This window comes from Candidatus Burkholderia verschuerenii, assembly GCF_001189365.1.
Taxonomy (GTDB): Bacteria; Pseudomonadota; Gammaproteobacteria; order Burkholderiales; family Burkholderiaceae; genus Caballeronia; species Caballeronia verschuerenii.
On record NZ_LFJJ01000262.1, the window covers coordinates 1 to 6,200 of the forward strand.

Here is a 6,200-nt window from a genome sequence, read left to right on the forward strand (position 1 = left end):
GCTGCTGCATAGCGGCCGCGCGGCGTTCGGCGCTGCGGGCTACGCCCTTCGCGCCGCACGTCGCACAGAAGGATCAACTGAAACCACCGGCATCCGATTTCTGCACAACTTGACGCACACAACTGTTAGCAGGCGAACGCCTATAGTTCATCACTTGGTCGATGCACCCCACTCCATGGTGAGAAATCGCGGTTGGCTCCCAGATGTGATCCTGTTCACTGCTGGTGAAGCTGTCGACTGCGGACAGGTCAACGGTTGTGGTTCAAATCGCTCTTTTTGTCGAAATTGCGGCTGTAGTTTAAGTGTTTACAAGAACAGCTTTAATAACTTTTCCTACGTTTACGGACGCTCAATGCCTTATTCGGTAAGGGTTTTCAGCGCCAAAGGTGAACGCGGATGGGGTGAAAGGTCAACGTCTGTGGTTCAGTAGGTCAATGCACATGGGCAGACGGTGCACGTCGCTGGTACGAGACGAGAGGTCAATGCATATGGGGACGAAGTGAACGGCTATGGTTCGCTCGGATTGACCATCGCGTCGGAGAAGGTTTCGGCGTTTCTTCTGTGAAAATCGGACTGCGGCCGTCCTCGAAACGCCAGAAAAGCGTTACATCAAGGCATCCAGCTTCTTTAAGGTGAACGGCTATGGGTAAAGACCCGTCGTTTTTTCGACACTGGCCGTCGAAGTGGGAGTTAGGTGCATGCCAATGGTTCTCAGGCGATCGAAAGGGCCACTTTTCTGTGAGCTTTCAGTGCAACAGGTGCATCCGAATGGTTCTATCCTTTGAGATTTGACTTCGTCTGACCATACCTGTCCCCTTGATTTACTGGAACTTTTTTGGCCAAGAGAGCTGCTCGTCAAATAGGTGCACATCTATGGTTCCAAGGGAACGATCATCAGCACGGGGCAGCCTTGAAGGTGAACGTCGTACAGTGTATCGTTACCCACGCTTCAAATTGCCTAGGCCTTATGGTGACAAAAACTAAAGAAACTGCGAGCGAACCGACGCAAATCGCGCTTTTCCAGGTGCCGGAGTTGCCCGAGCCGTTCAGGAAGGCCGTTCCCGCAGTCCATATTGCACCGCAGTCGGGTCCTATTTCGCTTCAGCAGGCAAAAATGTTCAACGCGCTGATCAAGAACGCGATCGAACAGAACAAGCAAGGTGAACGCGTATGGTTCGAATATCCGGTTGGACAGTTAATCAATGACGTAGGGCTCAATTCCAAGAATCGAGACTACGTGAAGTCCACCATCAATTCGCTGGTCGGCTTCGTGGTTAACTGGGACCATTTGTCTGACTCCCGCGAGTGGAACGCGAGCGGTCTGGTCGCTGGCGCCAAGATTTCGGGATCAACTCTCCGTTATCAATTTTCGGACAACATGCGCGAGATTCTCATGAACCCGCGCATTTACGCGAGCATTGATATGCGCATAGCTCGCGAGTTCAAACGGGGACACGCCCTGACGTTATGGGAGAACGTTGTGCGCTATGAGGGGATAGGCCGTACCCCAAAAATGAGCGTTGACACCCTTCGTGATTTTCCGCTCGGTTTGGACTGGGCGAGTGGTTCGTACGCGCAGTACAAGACATTCAAGAGTCGCGTGCTGCTGCCAGCACTGGAAGAGATCAACCGCATTGCGGACCATGAGATCACCTACCATGAGTTCAAGACAGGCCGTACGGTAACGGAAGTGCAGTTGACAATAAATGCGAAGAAGAAGCCTGAGATTACCCAAGAAGACGATCTAGACCTGCTCTCAAGCGTTACCGCATTTGGCATCCCCGTCAGTGAAGCGCGTAAGCTTTTGAGTGAGCATGGGAAGCTGGATATCTGCGGGCAAGAGTTCAAACAATGACCAAGGCGGCCCACTCGATGAGTCCTCCGATTAAATGGCTTCTGCTGGAAGTCCTTCTCCCACTTTTCGGCGCGACACTTGTTTATGGCGCACTTGGTGCTGCCAAATGGCTCGTTACGCCGAAGGCGCGACGCGTAACGTGGGCTTGGAAAGAGGCTTTCGATTCGATGGGCTGGCTGGCTGTACGGGGGCGCCATTTTGGCCGTGCAGGCGGGGATCAAGGGCGAAAACACTATAATCTACGGTCAGCATACCGTAGTCGTGTGGGCTTGCTTCGTTGTCGCCGGAATCTGCGGATTCGTGCTCGCTGCGGCAATGGTCGCACGCGGAGAAAATGCCGACTGGAAACCACCCCCGCTCATGTTAGCATTCACATGCGTACTAATGGCCGTCATTGTTTTTTCGGCCTACAAGATCCAGGACGCGGCATTTACGAATGGAGTCGACGATGCCCACCATCGCGCGCCGGAAAAAGCCGGTAGCTAGCGCCCAGAAGGCGCACGCAGTGATGCGCAAGCACCTGAAGCATGGATCGACCGCGCCGCGGGTCCGTGCTGCGCCCGTATCGCAGCGGCACGCTGCCGACGGCCTGACGAAGTTTGCCTCGACGCTCAGTGGCGGCGCTTCGGTAGGACTGGCGGCAGCCGTGCTGGTGCCGGGCGCCCCTGTGGTTGTGGGAATCGCCGCGCTCGCGGGATTGATTGGCAGTGGACTGCTTGTGAAGCACTACGGGTGACTTAACGTCTGCAAGCCAAACGACAAGGCCGGCGGCCTTTTTTTAACCTTCTAGGGTTATCAAAATCGCATGTCTGCGAGCGAACGTATTCGCTCGGTTAAATAGCATGTACAAACGGGCACCGAAATCTATCCCGATCAGGATTTTGCGGCGATTCTCGGCCTGCATTCAGGCTAACTTAACGGCGTTCTCCACTCACCGGTCCGGATCAAACGTCAAAAGACGGTAGCTGCGCACTCTGAGAAATCGTACGTGCTGGGGTCCGCACTCTGGTGGGCCGCACCAACAAGCGCCTTGAGTTGCGGGGCAAGGGATACAGAAGTCCCGATAGGCACAAGCGTCATTCCTTCCTCAATCGCGGCGTTGACATGATGAAAGCCTTCGATCCAATAGAGATCACCTTCGCGTGGCGCGACCAGCGACACCTCAAACCGCCCCTGTTTGAGCAGCTCACGGTACATTTTCACCTTAGGGGCGTTGTAGTAATAGGCGTCGTTGCCTTCCATTAATGCTTTGATTTTTTTTCGCATCAGAAAGAACAATTGCTTGCGCTTCACCAACGTTGAATTCGTGAGCGAGGTGCCCGAGGGTTTTGGAGAAAAGAGTGCACTTGATCATGATCGCGTCGGTTGGAGTGTGCGAGTGGACAATATCGAGGATTGCCGGGCGATTACTTTACCCGAGGCCCGGGAGGACGTATAGTGGTCCCTCAAAATTCAAATTTTTTTCACACAATATCTTGCGGTTTGGTTCCCGAATGTGGGACCACCAGAATCGTCTAGCCGACACACGTACTGGCGCGGCGCACTGAATCGAGCAATCGCGAAGCCAGTAGACGACACCAAAGAACGTTGGCGTGCCACCGACACAGGAGCATCAGCACGGCATCGACCTTACCGAATGACCCGTTGCTCATCCTGATTTGACGCGCGCCTCCCAGGCAAAGCTAGCCGGCGTCAATCAACCCCGGCATCACTTTCCCCGCCACCATATTCTCATCCTGATTGTCGCGCAGCGATCGGCTTGACTTGCATTACTTCTCCATATTGTTGGTAGATGTATGTGCTGCAGCGGCATTAATTTTTTGGCGCTGTGCCGTTATCGTAGGGCAAATTAATCTGTCAACACAGATTCCGTGGGGCGTGGGGAGTTCAAATGCTGCGTTGACAGTCCTATTTCTACTCCCAACGAAATAAAATCGTCAATTCGCATGAGTCCGCATTAAATTCGTCAATTTGCGTCTTAGACTTCAATCTTGTCCGTAATGTATTGATCTTATGGGGAATTCCCTGCACATGCAGGAGCCGGTAGCGCTTGCACGCCCACGTGGCGCGAACCGGGTCGAAGCCTTCAGCCCGAAGGTGGAGCGTCGCTTGACGTTTTATTGGCGAGCCCTGCTCGATCAGTGGGCGCTGCTCGAGGCGGACCCTGCCGTGATCGCCTTCTGCATCCCGGGTACATCCAGTTTGGCGGGCAGCGATACCTCGCAGACTTCTGGGTACGTTACGCGCGTCATCAAGAATCAGTTATCCTATCCGATTAACGCGGCGGCTCGCGACTCCGAATGGCCGGTGTGGAGCGCTTCGAAAGGTCCAGTACGACCCTGAGCTGACGGTCGCGTCATCCTAGGTCCAAAGGCGGGTAATGGAGCGGCCCGGTCATTCAAGCCGTCGTCTCGAGCGCAGCACTTCGGGGCGGACATTGAAGCCGATTACATTCAACGTCAGCTGCCTAAAGGATTGCCGACGTTGGCGGTGTCGCGCGGCAGGACACAAAAGGCCTGCGTCGGCGAACTCACACTCATGAACCACTGCAGTCATTCGCCGACGCCGCTTTGAAAAATTTCGTCACAGTGCCAGCGGTCACTCAAAGCGAAGATTCGAAGACCGCCGCCACCAGCGTGCTCATTTTTCATTCGCTAACGACCACAGGTTGGCTGGCCTGCCGCTCTTCCATGACGCATTCTGGGGCCCCGACGGCAGGCCTATCGCGAGGGGAGCGGCTCGCATAAAATTGGGTTTGATTGAGGAGCTCGACCCGAGAGTGCCGCCCTCAAGGTCGGCCAGTGTGCCTAAGCGACAGACTGAGAGTGAAGATGCCAACGATTGAAAGACTGGTGCTGTCGAACTTCAAGAAGTTCGACAGCTTGGAGCTCGAGTTTGATTCGGAGCTTAACCTCCTCATTGGGGACAACGAAGCGGGGAAAAGCTCAGTGCTGCTGGCGCTAGAACTCGTGATGAGCGGAAGTCGCAGCAAAGTCGAAACCATTGGAATCGAGACGCTACTAAATGGTGACGCTGTCAAGGCGTTTCAGTCAGGGCCATGTACCGTAGATCGTCTACCGAAATTGTTCGTTGAAGTCTACCTCTCGGCCGAAAAAAAGCCCGGCTTGAACGGAGCGAATAACTCGAAAGATCTCGAGCGTGACGGGCTGCGAATGACGTTTGAGCCTATCCTCGACTTCAGCAAGGATATTGCGGAAGCACTGAAGGAAGATCCGACCAACTTCCCCTTCGAATACTACGGAGTCCAGTTCTATACGTTTGCGGGTGAAGCGTATTCCAGCGTCAAGAGGCACGTCCGGCACCTAGCAATCGATAGTTCCAAAATCGACAGCGAGTATGCAGCGCGGGAATACACCCGCTCGATATTTACAATGCACGCGGACCTCGGGAATCGTAGCCGGCTCGAGAACGCATATCGGCAAAGCAAGGGCGAATTCAAGATCGGCCGATTGAAGGAACTGAACGACAAGCTGGTGGGCTACAAATTCGGCGTGCGTATCGGCGCTAAGGCCAACCTGGAGTCTGACTTGGTCATCACCGAGAATGAGATCCCAATCGAGAGCAAGGGCAAGGGGCGACAGTGCTTCATCAAGACCGAGTTCGCGCTAATAAAAAAGGGAGGCGAAAGTCGGCTGGACGTCCTCCTCCTAGAGGAGCCGGAGAACCATCTGAGCCACGCGACGATGCACAAACTCATCGAGCGAATCGCCCAGTCGGCGAACAAGCAACTTTTCATCGCGACTCACAGCAGTTTGATTTCCTCTCGACTTGACTTGCGCAAAGCCACCCTGCTTGGTCAGCGAGGTAAGCAAGCCCGCCTCAACAAGCTCCCATCCGACACGGCGAAGTTCTTCATGAAGGCGCCTGATAACAACGTACTTGAGTTCGCGCTGTCGAGGAAGGTAATCCTCGTAGAGGGAGACGCTGAGTTTATCCTCCTGGATGCACTCTACCAAAAGCACTCAGGATCGACGTTGAAGAAGGACGGTGTTCACGTCATCTCGGTGGGTGGTACGAGCTTCAAACGCTACCTAGACCTCGCCAAGCTGCTAGGTGTGCGCACTGCGGTCATTCGCGACAACGACGGCGACTACCAGAAGAACTGCGTCGAAAACTACGCAGAGCACATGATGCCGCATGCCAAGATCTTCGCAGACACTGATTCCAACCGGCGCACAACCTTTGAGATCTGTCTGTCTGAACCGCCCCGGCTTTGTCGGAGACCGCCGAGTTTGGCGCTACGCCGCGCGAGCGGAAAGCACCGGATTCCGATTGTACGCTTCCTCTGCCTCCGCCGGCGACACGTACCCAAGCGGGCCGAGCA

General features: G+C 54.7%; 5 protein-coding genes. 4 read left to right on the forward strand and 1 reads right to left on the reverse strand.

All coding sequences use genetic code 11. From position 1 onward, the window contains the following. From BVER_RS34695 to BVER_RS26945, 3 genes are all read left to right on the forward strand, one after another. Positions 1–430 (forward strand): hypothetical protein (locus tag BVER_RS34695; protein ID WP_232316838.1); only part of this gene is annotated, 430 nt, incomplete at its 5' end. A gap of 486 nt (positions 431–916) precedes the next feature. Next, positions 917–1,855: a replication initiation protein gene (locus BVER_RS26935; protein ID WP_232316840.1), complete on the forward strand. Its 939-nt coding sequence runs from the start codon at positions 917–919 to the stop codon at positions 1,853–1,855. 448 nt (positions 1,856–2,303) lie between these two features. Continuing rightward, entirely contained in the window at positions 2,304–2,591 is a 288-nt protein-coding gene (locus BVER_RS26945) for a hypothetical protein (RefSeq protein ID WP_157056257.1), read from the forward strand. Between the two features lie 215 nt (positions 2,592–2,806). Here BVER_RS26945 and BVER_RS26950 read toward each other — a convergent pair whose 3' ends face one another. After that, entirely contained in the window at positions 2,807–3,148 is a 342-nt protein-coding gene (locus BVER_RS26950; protein WP_232316839.1) for a hypothetical protein, read from the reverse strand. Between the two features lie 1,538 nt (positions 3,149–4,686). Between BVER_RS26950 and BVER_RS26960 the strand changes: the two genes are divergently transcribed. Further along, on the forward strand, positions 4,687–6,200 hold a 1,514-nt coding region (locus BVER_RS26960; protein ID WP_083452389.1), incomplete at its 3' end, for an ATP-dependent nuclease.